Origin of the sequence: Terrimonas ginsenosidimutans, assembly GCF_022012415.1 — a bacterium.
GTDB classification, from domain to species: domain Bacteria; phylum Bacteroidota; class Bacteroidia; order Chitinophagales; family Chitinophagaceae; genus Terrimonas_A; species Terrimonas_A ginsenosidimutans.
In genome coordinates this window covers 515,464-530,082 of the sequence record NZ_JAKLTR010000003.1, presented here as the reverse complement: position 1 = coordinate 530,082, position 14,619 = coordinate 515,464, and the positions used below count along the sequence as shown (strand labels likewise).

Below are 14,619 nucleotides of genomic sequence, written 5' to 3'. Positions count from 1 at the left end.
ACTTTTAAACTTTTCCTAGAATCCAAACTGCAACCCTGCTGAATACATTTTAAGGTTAGGGAATTGAAAACCATACACGCCTCTTTCGAACATATTTCCGTTGTTGAATTCCGGATCCAGGCCGCCGAAGCTGGAGAACGTCAACAGGTTCTGCCCAGAGATCGTTATCTGTGCATTCGCAAATCCGATGCGTTTGATCAATGCATCCGGAAGACGGTATGAAAGGCTTACAAATTTCAATCGCATGAATGTTCCGCTTTCCAGCCAGCGGTCACTATCACCTCTGGAGTTAAGCGTTGATCCGTAGAACGCACGGGGAACGTTCGTGTTGGTGTTATCCGGAGTCCAGGGTTGAATACCTTCACGATAATTTGAATTGTCATCAAAGCGGTCAACCAGGCTTCTGTAGCCGTTATAGACAGTAGAGCCAAATGATCCGAACCAGTTCATCGTGAGATCAAAATTTTTATACGATGCTCCCATATTTAAGCCGAGCTCCCATTTCGCCCAGGGACTACCCAATACGATCTTGTCATCATTTGTGATCTGGCCATCGCCATTATGATCCACAAAACGAAGATCACCCGGCCTGGCGTTAGGCTGAATGGTGATGCCGTCTTTATTTTTGTAATTGGTAACTTCCTCCTGCGTTTGGAACAGACCATCTGTCTGTAAAAGGAACCACATTGCGGCAGGGCTACCCAGTTTGGTAACAGTAGTTCCGGTAAAAATATCATTGCGTCCATAACCAAGATTCAGGATCTTGTTACGAAGCGTTGTCACATTTGCCGTTACATAATAGCTGAAATCTTTCGCTTCTGCCCTGTAAGTTGCAGAAAGTTCGAAGCCTGTATTGCGAAGGCTGGCTGCATTCACGGCAGGATTACCTCCATCATTACCGGTCGTCATCAGGATTGGCATATAGGTCAGAACATCTGTTGTTTTTGCGATAAAGTACTCGGCGGTTACAGACAATTTACTATTCAACAGGCTCGCATCAACACCAAAGTTTGTTTGGGTCAGCTTCTCCCAGCGAAGATCCTGGTTGGCCAGCCGTACCTGCGTTGCTCCGGGAAGTACGTTCTGTCCCGTTCCCATCGCAATCGTTGAGAACGTATTGATCACAGGCAGGTAATCCCAATAGCCAAGATTGCTGCTGCTTCCCAGTGTACCATGACTTATGCGAAGTTTAAGATCATTGACGAAGTTCACTTTAAAGAACTCTTCGTTACTGACACGCCATGCGGCGGAAACGGAAGGGAATGTGCCCCACTGCTCATTACGGCCCAGGCGTGATGATCCATCATGCCGAACAACAGCGTTCAGCAGATATTTATCAGCGAAGTTGTATTCGATCCTTCCGAGATAAGAAAGCAGGATCGCTTTCTGATCATAGCCGCCAACCTGCGGCTCACTTCCCTGATCAAGCACCCAGTAATAGGAGCCGGATGAAGAGTTCTGCAGGATGTTACGTTTTGTTCCCCAGATCTGTCCATAATTATCACGCTGGTATGTCTGACCGGCAATAGCATTCACACTGTGTTTTCCAAAACGTTTATTGAACGAAAGCGTATTCTCAACAAGCATCGATTGATAACGTGCCCTGTTCTCATTGAAGATCGCCGGATCATAGGCCTGGTTCAAGGTCCAGTTACCTTCTTTCCTTTTATACCTATAGTTATCCGCGCTTGTTTCATAACCAAAATTTGCACGGTATTTCAGGAAAGGAAGAAGTTTCAATTCACCCCAGATATTACCTCTTACCCTGAAATTCTCCAGGGCCCGGTCTTCGAGATCCGCGATCGCCACAGGATTTGTACCAAATGTACGCGCCCGGCTTTCGCTCCCATATCCGTATCCGCCAGGATTTGCAGGATCATAAACAGGAATCGTTGGTAAGAGCCGAACAACATCCGCGTAAGGGTTGCCGGACATTTCATCAGATTTTGCATTGCTGATCGCAAGGTTTTCACCAAAACTGAAAATGCCTTTCGAGCCTTGTGAATTCACCCGGAGACTGATCCGGTCAAACCCGGTACTGATCACGGCACCTTTATTCTTAAAGTAGTTTGCAGATACCATATAGCTGCCATTATCACCGCCGCCGGCAAAGCTTACGTTGTAGTCCTGCATATAACCTGTCTGGAATGATTCATCCTGCCAGTCGGTAGTAACATCAAGATTGAGGTTCTGGCGGGGAACATTGGCGTTATCATACGCCATATAATTAAGGCGAACAAATTCGTCTTTGCCCGCAAGATCCCATCTTGGCGTGGTCTGAATACTTGTTTTAGCGGCAAAGTCGACACGCATCGGGCCTTTCTTCCCTTTCTTTGTGGTGATGATGATGACACCATTAGCAGCCCGCGAACCATAGATCGCCGCAGCCGATGCATCTTTTAAGATCTGTATCGACTCCACATCATTCGGATTGAAGTCCCGGTTTGCATAAGTGATCATTCCATCGATCACATATAAAGGATTTGTGCCGGTCAGATTTTTCAAACCGCGGATCTCGACCCGGGCTTCGGAACCTGGCTGACCACCACCACGAACAAATACGCCTGAAGCAAGGCCCTGCAGCGCTTCCCCAATAGTTGTCGCCTGGCGTTTCGTAACTTCTCCCGTTTCAACAACAGCAACAGCGCCTGTAAGATCACGCTTGCGTTGCGAGCCATAACCTACCACAACCACTTCTCCCAGATCCGCAGTTCCCTGCTGCAGTTGTACATCAATGGACGACTGCCCATTAACAGCAACCTCTTTATCTGCATAACCAACATTACTGAAGACCAGCGTTGACTGTGCATTGGCGACCTGCAATGTATAATTACCCGATGCGTCAGTGGATGTACCTGTATTAGCACCTTTTGCAGTAACACTGGCACCTTCAAGCGGTTCGCCTTTTTGATTGGTAACTTTTCCTTTTACTGTGTGAGTTGATTGTGCTGAAAGTAGTAGAGTGAAGAACAGTGCGATCAGCAGTAGAACAGCACCGGCGGCGCTGCGTACCTTTTGCATGCAGGCAGGCGCATGCAAAAAGGTTGGTGCTAATGACCTTTTTCTCATAATGGCAATTATTAGTTAGATGTTTTGGTTTAGAAACCAGTTGAGTGTAAGTTGGAATATTTCAGGTTAAGGAAGGCACCAGATCGTCTCAATCTTTCCTCAATTTGTCTCACACCGCACTCACTCCGGAATTATAATGCCTGTTTCTGATATTCGCTGATTGTATGCATCTGCACAGTTGAACAGGATGCCACACATGTATCCGTTCAATGCCGGTCACATTCCCACAAGAAATCAAAACCTGCACTTTTTTGATTAAGTTCGTTTCCGCGAATGCAAATTCCCGGCTGCTATATGAAACGTCTGTCAACGGTAATAGTACTCATGTTAACCATTGGTTTTGCCGATGCTCAATCTTATTACTTCACACATTACCAGGTAGAGAACGGGCTTTCAAATAATGCCGTGATCTCCAGCCTGCAGGATCACAACGGTTTTTTATGGTTCGGCACAAAGGATGGCCTCAATCGGTTTGACGGTTATTCGTTCAAGATATTCCGTTACGAAGCCGGCGATTCAAACAGCATCGGCAGCAATTATATCTACAGCTTACACGAAGGGCGGTCTGGCGTATTATGGGTTGGGTGCGATCGTGGACTGTTCGCGTATGATGCAACAACAGAAAGTTTCCGAAAAGTCAAAGGAGCTCCGGAAACAGAAATACTGGATATACAGGAAGATCCCAAAGGCGGCATCTGGTTCGTATCACGACTGATACTGTATTACCATGACCCGAAAACTGGATCTCTGCAGGCTTATGATCAACCGGGGCATCTGACAGTATCATCTGTGTGTTCTACTGATAACGGAGAATGCTGGGCCTCATCAAGCAACGGCACCGTTCATCGTTTGCGGGAAGAGGGGCCGGATAGGCAGGGTTTAAATGTATTTGATCATAGCGGACCTTCAGGCAATAACTGGATCGAAAAGATCTGCGATGCGGGAAATGGAAAAATTCTTGTCGGCACATCCAAACAAGGTGCAAAGCTCCTTGATACAAAATCCGGCACTTACAAAGACATTCTCCGTCACACAGCCGACGAACCTGAAATATTCGTGCGGGATTTTATCCGTCAATCTGATCATGAATTCTGGATTGCGACCGAATCAGGCATCTTCATATATAATGACGTTACCGGCAAATACACCAATCTCAAAAAAAATTATAACAATCCATATTCCATTTCAGACAATGCCATATACACATTTTGCAAAGACAAGGAAGGCGGCATCTGGGCGGGTACATATTTCGGTGGCGTCAATTATTACCCAAAACAATACACCAGTTTCAAAAAATTCTTTCCTCAGTCCGGTGGCACCTCTGTAAGTGGAAACGCGGTTCGCGAGATCGTAAGCGACCATGATGGCAATCTCTGGATCGGCACAGAAGATGCGGGTTTAAATAAATTGATCACCAGTTCTGCCACATTCACTCATTTCAACTCCCTCCACACGAACTATACATCCGCCTCTAATATACACGGGTTACTTGCATATAATAATGAACTCTGGGTGGGAACTTTTCACCGTGGGCTCGATGTACTGGACATAAAAACAGGTCAAAAGCTTCGTCACTATTCCACCGCCACGCACAAGCTTCAAAGCGATTTTGTTTTTTGTTTCCTGAAAACAAAACAGGGAAAACTGATCGTTGCAACTGACAGGGGGCTTAGCTATTACAATCCACAGACCGACAATTTTGATAATACCACAGGAGCTCCGGAGAATTTCTACACGTTCTTATATGAAGATGTGCAGGGGATCATCTGGGCGGGCACCTATGCGGATGGGGTACATTGGTTCGACCCGAAAACCGGCCGTAATGGGCATTATCGTTATGAACCCGGAAAACAGGGAAGCCTCGGCGGGAATCGTGTCAACTGGATCTTTGAAGACTCCCACCGGAAACTATGGATCGCTACTGAAGGCGGGTTATGCAAACTAAACGAAAAACAGCAAGCTTTCACTACTTATACGACCAGGAATGGCTTCCCCAGTAATATCATGTACGCGGTGCTGGAAGATAGTCAGCAGAATTTTTGGGTAAGTACATCAAAAGGCCTGGTTCGGTTTTCCCCTGTCAATGCAAACATCACCGTATTTACGCGCGCGCATGGATTACTGAATGATCAGTTCAACTACAATTCTGCTTACAAAGATCCAAAAGGCAGAATGTATTTTGGCAGCGTGAAAGGCCTGATCAGTTTTCATCCTGATGAGTTCGTCCGCAACAATTTCGATCTTCCGGTATATATCACGGGGTTCCAGGTGTATGACAAAGAACTTGCGATCAATAAAAAAGGTTCACCGTTGGAGAAATCCATCACCTATACTAATACGATCACACTCACGCATAACCAAAGCTCTTTCAGTATTGACTTTGCCGCCCTTAGCTTTACCGCCCCGGACATGACGGAGTATGCGTATAAAATGGACGGTCTGAATAAAGACTGGACCTATCTCAAAACAAACCGAAAGGCATACTTTACCAAATTATCCCCCGGCACTTATGTTTTTACCGTAAAAGCGAGCAATAGCGGCGGCGAATGGAACTGCCAGCCGGCTACCCTAACGATCAGGATCCTGCCGCCGTTCTGGGCCAGTCGCTGGGCTTATCTACTCTACACGGTAACGGCCGTGGCATTGGTTCTTTTCCTGGTCCGGAGCTATCACCGGAGAACAGAAGAAAAGAATCGCCGAAAGCTTGAGTTTCTTGAACATGAAAAAGAGAAAGAGATCTACCAGGCGAAGATCGAATTTTTCACAAATGTGGCACATGAGATCCGAACGCCGCTAACACTGATCAAAGGACCAATGGAGAAAGTGATGAAACAAATTGAAACAGTGCCGGCTGTAAGCAATAATCTGCAGATCATGAAACGGAATACCGACCGGTTGCTTGACCTGACCACGCAACTGCTCGATTTCCGTAAAACGGAAACGAAAGGATTCAGCCTCAACTTTGTCAAAGCAAATATTTCAGAGCTCATTACGGATGCCCACCTGCGTTTTAAACCAGCCGCTGAACAAAAACGGCTCGTATTTACGATAGAAATTCCAGCTGTATTTAACGCTTATGTTGATACGGAAGCTTTTAATAAGATCATGAGTAATTTGCTTGACAATGCCGTCAAATATGCAGAATCATACGTGCATATAAAAATGCCCGTAGAAAATGAGCAGGACGCTTCCTTTAAGATCGAAGTGGAAAATGACGGTTACATCATTCCTGCTGACATGAAAGAAAAGATCTTTGAAAGCTTTTTCAGAATAAAGGAGAATGGGAAACAATCCGGTACAGGCATAGGACTCGCGCTTGCACGTTCACTCGCTGAGCTGCACAAAGGTTCTCTACACCTGAAAGAGCCATCAGGAACGATGAATGTGTTTGTGCTGACATTACCCGTTCACCAGGAGATAGAATTTAATTTGAGCCGATAGACGAAGCCAGCAGGATTTTTAGGACGAAAACTCCTGCGGGCAACAAAACATCAGATCAGCCATAAACCAAACATGAAAATGAAACCGGTCATACTACTTGTGGATGACAATTCCGAGATCCTTGACTTTCTCTCAGAAGACCTGAGTGAAAAATATACCGTACTGAAAGCACTGAACGGAAAAGAAGCCCTTGACCTTCTTATGCAGGAACCGGTTCATTTGCTGATCAGTGATATTATGATGCCAGTGATGGATGGTTATCAGCTTTGCAAAAACATCAAATCCAATTTTGAGTACAGTCATATTCCCGTAATATTGCTCACCGCTAAAAACACCTTGCAGTCGAAGATAGAAGGGCTGGAGATAGGAGCGGATGCCTATATTGAAAAGCCATTTTCTCCAGAACACCTGCAGGTACAGATCGCAAATCTTCTTTCTAACCGCAATAAGATCAGGGAATATTTTGCCAGCAGTCCACTTGTGCATATCAATACAATGGCTTATTCCAAAGCAGATGAACAGTTTCTTGAAAAACTGAATGAAGCCATTTATCACAATATTGAGAACATTGAACTGAGTGTAGATCAGCTGGCTGATGTCATGAATATGAGCCGTGCTACTCTTTACCGTAAGATCAAGGCGATCTCAGATCTTACACCAAACGAACTGATCAATGTAACGCGGCTTAAAAAAGCGGCTGAACTGCTCGCAGAGCAGGATTATAAGATCTATGAAGTAGCGGAAATGACAGGCTTCGGATCGCAAACGAACTTTGGAAGGAATTTCACCAAACAGTTTGGAATTTCACCAACGGAGTATATATTAATGAAGAAGACAGACAGAAAAAGAGGATCCCAATAAATCCTGTCTGATGGTGTGAACCGAATACTTTTTTACCGGCAATGCGATCAAAGCGGTAGGAAAGTGAAGTTGACGGCCTTCGCTTTACGCAACAGATGCTGTTACATTCATGATCGCCAGCTGCTTCATTGCCGTAGGCGGATGACCAAAGCGCTTCCGGAATGAACGGCTGAAATGAGAATAGCTTTCAAAGCCACTTTCGAAAGCAGCTTCAGCAACGTTCCTTCCCATATTGGTAAGAAGATGAAGAGAATGACTAAGCCGCTTTTCCATCAACCATTTACCAGGAGATATGCCATATAATTTTTCAAAATCTCTTTTAAAAGCAGAAAGACTTCTGGATGAAAGCCTCGCAAATTCTTCAAGCCGGAGGTTGAAGCAAAAGTTCTGTTCCATTACCCGCTGTACGGAAACGATCTGAGGTTCATTCATCAATGCACAGAAGTAAGATAACAGTGCTTCGTTACGCTGATCAGCAAGGGCCATGACCAACTCACGGAATTTGAGTTCCAGCAACGAAGGATCTGGCTCATTCCCATCAATGAAATAGGGGTACATCGACTGGAAATAGGTCATAATAGTGGCACTGCTTTCCACCGCGATGATCGGTTCCGTTTCGCCCCAAACACGCGGGACGGGTCGGGAACGTTTATTCAGTACATCACAAATAAAATCGTCAGGAATAAAAAAAAGAAAGAAGCAAAAATCTGTATCAAAGAACTGCTCCACGATGGCTCCTCCTTTTTTAACAAATACGCAGGTCCCTTCACGGAGATCATAAGAGCGATGGGCTGTATGCCAGATCTTTCGGCCCTCCAGCACATAGAGTATATAGTTATGATGACTCCAGATATCCTGATAACGGCTATCCTGCTTGCAGTTGAACAGGGTCAGCAACGAATCCTTACAGATCAGTTTTCTGAAGCCTCCCGGCGTAGAAGTTATATTTGTGTAGGAATTGATCACATCAGCTCATTCAGATCACGCGAGACACAGGAAGTCCATCCCTCCAGGCACATAAAGCAACCAAAAAATTGCAGTGTCACGGCAGGCCGATTAGTATTTGGCAATTTTTGCTATGCTATTGAACCAAAATATCGGGTAAATAGCATAGGAACGAACGTCCTCCGTCACCCTGCCTCAAAAACATTACAGTAAAGCCCGCGACCCGCCTACGCTTTCCCGGACAACCGCAAAGGCCAGATCAATATTGAAACGGTAAAGACATCCGCCCAAACGATCCTTAACGTAATTAAGGATGAGGGTATCGGCCTGCCCGAAGGCTGGATAAGAAGAAAAGAAAACTCCCTGGGGTTAAAACTCATGAAAGGACTAAGCGAAGATATCAGGGCTACATTCGAAATAGCATGGGATAACGGGACCATTGCTATGCTGGAATTCAGGGAGGCGGAACTACCGGGCAAGCAACATGCAGGATAGTTCATCCATTTCTTTTTTATCGCAAAAAGGATAGATCGGTCAACATTATCCATAAATTCGGAAATGAAAATTCGCCGTGTTCTCTTCCTGGGATTCATCTCCCTGCATCGCTTTCTGCATAAAAGCTTGCTCGCAGAATACGACAGAGATGTGTGAACGAATCCCCTCTTATAGACTACTTGTTAACCTCAGTATTGGATGGTACCGAAACGTTTTCCAGCTAAAATTCACTAACGTTCCTGAAGCAATGCGGGCAAAAAGAGGGCCTTCGCCTACATGTTAAAATACAGACCCCTGTAGTCATCCGGCTTTCATTGATTATCACCTCCCCAATTGCCATAATATCCGCATGATAATGAATTTTTGTAGTAAGAACATTGATCGACACATTGCTCTTTCTAAAATGAATAGGGAATTTCCATAGAAATTATCTAAAACTTTATCAAATTCCTTATCATTTACCTAACTTTCCAGACAATTTTTAAACCAAAATAGCAAAAACCGGCAGATTCAACATCGCCTGCTAAAGGCAGGATCAAAATCAATTCAACAACAGCAAGTAAATAATTGAAGATGGCGCAACAAATTTTTAAAGAAGAGAGCAGCATCCCCGAAGAATATCGTGTAGAAGAGATACACCAGAAAGAATACCTTCTAAATGGCAAACTTGTTCCCTGGGCCGGTGCAGTAAATAAGATCTATTCACCTGTTTGCATCCCGGGAAAGAATGGCCTCGAAAGAAAACTGGTTGGCAGTGTTCCCGACACAACACCAAAAGAAGCACTCGAAGCGCTTGATGCCGCAGTGAATGCATACAATAACGGACTGGGAGAATGGCCGACCATGTCTGTGGAAGGACGCATAAAATGCATGCAGAAGTTTGTATACCTCATGATCCAGCAACGTTCGATTGTGATCAAGCTGCTGATGTGGGAAATTGGAAAAACATTACCCGATGCAACAAAAGAGTTCGACCGCACTGTTGACTATATCAATGACACCATTGATGCGTTGAAAGACCTCGATCGTGAATCATCACGTTTCCAACAGGCCGAAGGCACGATCGCGCAGATCAGGAGAGCTCCTCTGGGTGTGGTACTAAGCATGGGTCCATTCAACTACCCGCTGAATGAGATCTTTACCACACTGATCCCCGCATTGATCATGGGGAATACCATCCTGTTCAAGTTGCCTAAGCACGGCGTGCTGGCGCACTATCCTTTGCTCGAAGCATTCAAAGAAGCATTTCCCCCAGGGACGGTCAATACGCTATATGGAAAAGGTTCAGAGATCATTGCTCCGATCATGGAAAGCGGGAAAGTAAATGTGCTTGCTTTTATCGGCTCCAGCAAGGTGGCAAACGGATTGAAGAAACTTCATCCAAAAGTAAACCGGCTTCGCGCGATCCTGAGCCTCGACGCAAAGAACGCAGCGATCGTTACCAGGCATGCCAATATCGACGTAGCGGTGAACGAATGTATCCTCGGAGCGCTCTCCTTTAACGGCCAGCGTTGCACAGCATTGAAACTGATCTTTGTTCAAAAAGAAATTGCCGACGAGTTCACAAAGAAACTCACTGCCGCAGTCGCCGCACTCAAACCTGGTTTACCATGGGAAAAAGATGTAAAGATCACTCCACTGCCTGAAGCAAATAAACCAGCTTACTTGAAGGACTGCATTGACGACGCGATTGCAAAAGGCGCGAAAGTGATCAATGAAAATGGCGGGTACACAGAGGCTTCATTCGTATCCCCCGCAGTCGTTTATCCTGTAAATGACCAGATGAAACTTTATCATGAAGAACAATTCGGACCTATCGTTCCTGTAGTACCGTTTGAAAGCATTGAAGAACCCGTGAATTACCAGGTGAACGCTTCACATGGCATGCAGGTAAGCATCTTCAGCGAAGATGCAGAGGAAGTGGCACACCTTATTGATTCATTTGTAAACCTTGTCAGCCGGGTAAACATTAATTGCCAGGCGCAACGAGGTCCCGATGTATTTCCATTTACCGGAAGAAAAGACAGTGCGGAAGGTACCCTTTCCGTATTCGATGCGCTCCGTTCATTCTCTATCCGGTCCCTGGTAGCAGCAAAAGTGACAGAGTCCAATAAAACATTACTCAACACCATTGTCAAAAAACGCGACTCCAACTTCCTCAGTACCGATTACATTTTTTAGAAGATAGAAGTTTTTGTAAATCCCGGTCGGCCTGAGCGCGACCGGGATTTTTTGTAAATGCCTCCCCTCCCAAAACTCCCAATGATCTATATTTGGTAAAACTCATCCTGACGCATGAAAAAAGGCATGGTATTTATTCTGATGTTTGCTTTGTCCATATCCAGTGGCGCTCAACAGAAAATAACTTCCCCTGGTCAGTTCAGAACCTATCCGGTGACTTCCGACAGCAACTCTGCATTTCTCCCATTCAAAGACATATTCGCGGCAAAAGATATCATCGGCCTTGGCGAGGCAACTCATGGCACGCAGGAATTCATGACACTGCGCATCCAGCTATTAAAGTTCCTGATCACAGAATGCGGATACAGGAACATCGTACTGGAAGCTTCTTTCGGCAATATGTTGTTTATCGACAGGTATTGCACTACTGCTGACGGCAACGCAGATTCATTATTTCATCAATTGGGTTACTGGGCATTTCATACTGAGGAATTCAAAGACTTTATCGAATGGGTGAAGAAATTCAATCGGAATATTACGGAAGAAAAACAAGTACATCTGTCAGGTATGGATATCCATAATCTCATGGATGGGATAGACTACCTGTACTCCAATTTATCCCAGCTATCGATCGATAAAAAAGAAAAGCTTGAGTCTATACTTCTACCCGCGATTGAAAAATTCGGCCGCGGTAAAACTATTGTCAGCGGCAGCGCATCGCCGGAAACACTCGAAGCATTCTCCATTATCAGCAAAGAATTGAAAGAGTTTTTAAGGCAGGACACGTCACTCAGCAGCAGACTGACGACCCGGGAATTCGGCATCTGGAAAATGTGCTCAGACAATCTTGCGTATGCAATAGATCTTCCACGCAACGGTATGTTCTACCGCGACAGTTGCATGTTTGAGAACACCCGCCAACTGATCTCATTAAACCATCAAAAGACAGTTATATGGGGACACAATCATCATATCGGACGTTATGATTCGCTGACCAGAGATCCAAATTTGCGTATGATGATCGGCGAAAGATTGCATCTTGCATATAAAGATCAATATTACCCTATTGGATTTCTATTCAACAGCGGATCATTTCTTGCGCTGGAAGAAAAGCTGACAGACAAGGGGCGGAGATATCCTTACCTGAGCACCTTCACCTTCCCACCGAACAAGTCCCATAAGGTTTCCAATGCGCTGGCAACTGTTTCGAAATACCCCATTTTTGTCAGGTCTGAAGAGAACGTGCATTCTACATTAAGTAAACCTCAACCGTTTTACGTTTCAGGTTCTATTTACGGTAATAAATGGGTGAGAACGGCTTATCTGACCCCTACTATTGTATTCAGCGCGTTCATTTTCGTTCCACAAACCAGCGCAATCAAACAACTTGATGACGCATTGCACGCGACAAAGAAATAGCGTCGGCAATAGGTTCTTTGAACAGATGGTGGTAAAATACTGTAATGAATAAACGGAGGAAGGAAGCAGGCCTAAAGATAGGGATGCCTGAAACCGGGGAATTTCCGCTTACGGTCATTTAATTCCTGCATTTTCTTCTCGTCATTTGATGAATCATATTGCCTGTCGCGACCAAAGAAAAATTCATTCTCATGAAAATAAAAAAGGCACCAGTTAAGCGTTCTGTCAAATACAACAATATCATACCCGGGGAAGATGAATGAGGAATAACGCATGACCATTTTCCAGGAAGTAACGATTGCATGCCGGCTATGCTCCAGCAAGAATACCGGGCTTGAAAAAGGAATGCCTCTATGATATAACCATTTTTTTAACGCCTTACGACCTTCTTCTGTCGGGGAGAATCCGCGAACATTCTCGACCGACTTAAAATTCTTTTTTTCGAAGGGATCCCATCCGCCGCCGGTAATGAGCCCGGCATCATGAATAAGAGAAAACAGATAATCAGTGGCCTCATTATTCAGGAAATGCACCTGATCTCTCACTTCATCCGGCAGGGCACTAAATTCCGCAGCATTGCCAAACGCTGTCCAGTCCTCAGGAAGCGGTACGGTAAATTTCAATATGTTATCAAGATCGACCAATTGTGATCACCAAGATAGTACGATCGGTTCAGTTTTCAGGCCAACAACTGGTCTAAAAAGTTTTTTCATCAGCAGATGGGCCATATATAGAGGGAACCGCAAGATCATTCAACCGCATATACACGGTCAGCTGGCCGCGATGGTGAACCCAGTGATTGATGTCTTCTCCGAGACTTTGCAGTTTGGGAGCGGTATAAAGTAGCTGGCCATTATTTTTCAACGTAAAATCAGTTTTCAGCTGTTCCTCAGTCACGTTTTCCAGTGCATCCGTTGCTTTCTTTATATTCTCGTCATAATAGGCCAATAATGCCGCAGTATCGCTTAACGGAAATTGTTTATGCGTCGCAAAATCAATATTGGAGTCGACGATAGTGATTGCGATCCAATTGGGAATATCGGCAACCAGCAAAGCGAGGTATCCCATTTCCATGGATTTCGGATGTGGTTTGAACTTGTAGGTTGATTCCGGGATCCTTTCAAGGCATTTGCGGGTTGCTGTATTTTCAGCCTTGATCTCCTGGATATAGTGCTGAATGATTGATTTATGGTCCATGTTAAGTTGATTGATTTGATTTTGAAGGACAATCCTCATGCCAACACAGCCAGACAACCAAATGACTAAATCCTCAACTCAGGCTCATAACTGACCCAAATGGATTCATCGTGCGCCCCGGGGCCAGGCACGACAGGGCGCGCTACGCCCCATTCACCGCCGCGCGCGACGGCCAGAAATGGGCATACGACAGCAACCGCATTGCTGCGTTTGACTGTCGTCGCCCACTTTTCATCTGTATAATTCCACAATTCCTATCTCACTATCCCTTTTTTGATCATACTAATAAATGAAAAAAAACGCACCGCCCTTTTCAGGACTGCCCTCCTCCACCAGTCCTGAAAATGACGGTGACTAAGAAATTTCTCTGTTGTAAATATCGCTTTATACAAAAGCGAATCCATGGGAAAAACACAACATCTCGCGGGAAAATAACTGAAGCATAGCGATGAATAAACGATTGATAACACACGCTGAAAAACCAAGATCCCAACTTTTCAATTTGATCCAAACTCGTTGTGAACTGGAAGGATTCGCAAAAATGAATAATATCTCCTATCGGCCTGATCAGGTAGAAGCATTAAGCCGATAACAATCAGGCTAACACAACAGGTTATTCCCCAGGAATAATAATTTTCCCCGGCATTGACCAGCCAGCAAAACAAAAAACCCCGTCGGTGACGGGGCTTCAATTTCTTCCAGTTTGGTGGTCTGGTTTTTCATAGTGTACTGGAAGCGGTTTCAAAGGATTTGGATTGGATTTCAAGGATACGGATCAAAACTGCTTGCTATAAGAAAACTGAAAAAAGAACTAAGTGGCTTTTCGGGAACTGGATCTCTCGGCTTTAAAAGGATATTGGATTGATACCTGTTTATAAGAACAAAGTAACGAAGAACCTGAGCGCTTAAAAATAGTCTGACTTATGATTAGATTGTAGGAACAACGCTACACATAAGTAGATCTTCCTCCCGTATCGGTTCAAACAATTATAACACGAGCGATGACGGTCT

The 14,619-nt window shown here is 44.8% G+C and carries 9 protein-coding genes; 4 read left to right on the top strand and 5 right to left on the bottom strand.

Annotation, left to right across the window (positions count from 1 at the left end; all coding sequences use genetic code 11):
- Positions 1–15: 15 nt before the first annotated feature.
- The gene (locus LZZ85_RS07235; RefSeq protein WP_237870119.1) at positions 16–3,069 is read right to left on the bottom strand and encodes a SusC/RagA family TonB-linked outer membrane protein; all 3,054 of its coding nucleotides are present in this window, start codon (positions 3,067–3,069) and stop codon (positions 16–18) included.
- 294 nt (positions 3,070–3,363) lie between these two features.
- Between LZZ85_RS07235 and LZZ85_RS07230 the strand changes: the two genes are divergently transcribed.
- A complete protein-coding gene (locus LZZ85_RS07230; protein WP_237870117.1) occupies positions 3,364–6,510 on the top strand; it encodes a ligand-binding sensor domain-containing protein in 3,147 nt (1,048 codons plus the stop codon).
- A gap of 72 nt (positions 6,511–6,582) precedes the next feature.
- Complete coding sequence (locus LZZ85_RS07225) at positions 6,583–7,371, top strand: response regulator transcription factor (RefSeq protein ID WP_349291737.1); 789 nt, start codon at positions 6,583–6,585, stop codon at positions 7,369–7,371.
- Positions 7,372–7,455: 84 nt separating this feature from the next.
- Here LZZ85_RS07225 and LZZ85_RS28630 read toward each other — a convergent pair whose 3' ends face one another.
- Positions 7,456–8,337 carry a helix-turn-helix domain-containing protein gene (locus LZZ85_RS28630; protein WP_237870115.1) on the bottom strand — a complete coding sequence of 294 codons (882 nt, stop codon included), beginning with the start codon at positions 8,335–8,337 and terminating at the stop codon, positions 7,456–7,458.
- 1,047 nt (positions 8,338–9,384) lie between these two features.
- Between LZZ85_RS28630 and LZZ85_RS07215 the strand changes: the two genes are divergently transcribed.
- Positions 9,385–10,992 (top strand): NADP-dependent glyceraldehyde-3-phosphate dehydrogenase, encoded by a 1,608-nt coding sequence (locus LZZ85_RS07215; protein ID WP_237870113.1) that lies wholly within the window; start codon positions 9,385–9,387, stop codon positions 10,990–10,992.
- Positions 10,993–11,106: 114 nt separating this feature from the next.
- Positions 11,107–12,411 (top strand): erythromycin esterase family protein, encoded by a 1,305-nt coding sequence (locus LZZ85_RS07210; protein ID WP_237870111.1) that lies wholly within the window; start codon positions 11,107–11,109, stop codon positions 12,409–12,411.
- Positions 12,412–12,482: 71 nt separating this feature from the next.
- Here the strand turns inward: LZZ85_RS07210 and LZZ85_RS07205 are convergent, their stop codons facing one another.
- The 3 genes from LZZ85_RS07205 to LZZ85_RS28370 all read right to left on the bottom strand — a co-directional run bounded on the left by LZZ85_RS07205 (position 12,483) and on the right by LZZ85_RS28370 (position 14,331).
- Entirely contained in the window at positions 12,483–13,034 is a 552-nt protein-coding gene (locus tag LZZ85_RS07205) for a hypothetical protein (RefSeq protein ID WP_237870109.1), read from the bottom strand.
- A gap of 73 nt (positions 13,035–13,107) precedes the next feature.
- Positions 13,108–13,608, bottom strand: a complete 501-nt coding sequence (locus LZZ85_RS07200; RefSeq protein ID WP_237870107.1) for a DinB family protein — start codon at positions 13,606–13,608, stop codon at positions 13,108–13,110.
- 600 nt (positions 13,609–14,208) lie between these two features.
- Positions 14,209–14,331 (bottom strand): hypothetical protein, encoded by a 123-nt coding sequence (locus LZZ85_RS28370; RefSeq protein ID WP_255724009.1) that lies wholly within the window; start codon positions 14,329–14,331, stop codon positions 14,209–14,211.
- Between the last annotated feature and the right edge of the window lie 288 nt (positions 14,332–14,619).

Bases quoted from the DNA above. Each gene is read 5' to 3' on its own strand.
- LZZ85_RS07210 (WP_237870111.1), top strand. From the start codon at position 11,107: ATGAAAAAAGGCATGGTATTTATTCTGATGTTTGCTTTGTCCATATCC.
- LZZ85_RS07230 (WP_237870117.1), top strand. From the start codon at position 3,364: ATGAAACGTCTGTCAACGGTAATAGTACTCATGTTAACCATTGGTTTT.
- LZZ85_RS07200 (WP_237870107.1), bottom strand. From the start codon at position 13,608: ATGGACCATAAATCAATCATTCAGCACTATATCCAGGAGATCAAGGCT.
- LZZ85_RS07215 (WP_237870113.1), top strand. From the start codon at position 9,385: ATGGCGCAACAAATTTTTAAAGAAGAGAGCAGCATCCCCGAAGAATAT.
- LZZ85_RS07225 (WP_349291737.1), top strand. From the start codon at position 6,583: ATGAAAATGAAACCGGTCATACTACTTGTGGATGACAATTCCGAGATC.
- LZZ85_RS28370 (WP_255724009.1), bottom strand. From the start codon at position 14,331: ATGAAAAACCAGACCACCAAACTGGAAGAAATTGAAGCCCCGTCACCG.
- LZZ85_RS07235 (WP_237870119.1), bottom strand. From the start codon at position 3,069: ATGAGAAAAAGGTCATTAGCACCAACCTTTTTGCATGCGCCTGCCTGC.